At 58.0% G+C, this 741-nt stretch carries 1 pseudogene; it reads right to left on the reverse strand.

What is annotated here, in order from left to right:
- A pseudogene (locus JK363_RS42000) lies at window positions 1-294 on the reverse strand (hypothetical protein); the annotation flags it as partial.
- Between the last annotated feature and the right edge of the window lie 447 nt (window positions 295-741).

Raw genomic sequence — 741 nt, forward strand, 5'->3', positions numbered from 1 at the left:
TCGCCCCTTCGTGGTGACCCCATCCTGCCGATCCTGCTTCATCATGTAACGCAGCAGTTGCAAGGCCCCTCCGGTCGCGTGGTCATCCAGGCGCTTATGCTTTGGGTCTGATGTCACAGCCGCTGCGGTGAGATCGTTCCACATAGCCCGGTAGGCGCCCAACGCCTCCGGATGACGATGTACTTCCGAATTCTGTGATGAGCCGGACACTGAAGGCTTCATTACGGGCTTGGCATCATCCGACGGATTCTCCGAGCAGCCGCCCATTAGCGCTCCAAGGATCGGGATGCACACCCAGACAAGTCTCGCACGCCTATGCACCTTCACCTGCCACTTCCACCACCCTCCGAGGCAGCCGAGACTACACCTAATTGTGTGCTTGATGTTCCCTACGGGACGTCAACTAAACGACGCATCGGATCACTCGATCTAATGAATTCCTGCTCGTCGATGGTTAAATGGGAACGATTCCTGCCGCTGAAAGGATGTTAATCATGCCCTGGCGTCCGCTCGCAGGGCTGGGACGCAACCCCGGAATCCCAAGACCCGACAGTAGGCCCGCTACACAAGCCGACATCTCAAAGAAGCGGAATCACCCTTTTAGGGGGCAGAGATCACCATCCAGGCGGCTTTTATGCCTGCCTTTGAGGGGCGGAACCCCCACCGGCCACCTGTAATTTGATCCACAATACGCAGCCCCCGCCCGTCCTCGGAGAGACTAGCGATCAGGCTGTCGAGATC

This window comes from Streptomyces coffeae (assembly GCF_016741875.1).
Classification (GTDB): domain Bacteria; phylum Actinomycetota; class Actinomycetes; order Streptomycetales; family Streptomycetaceae; genus Streptomyces; species Streptomyces coffeae.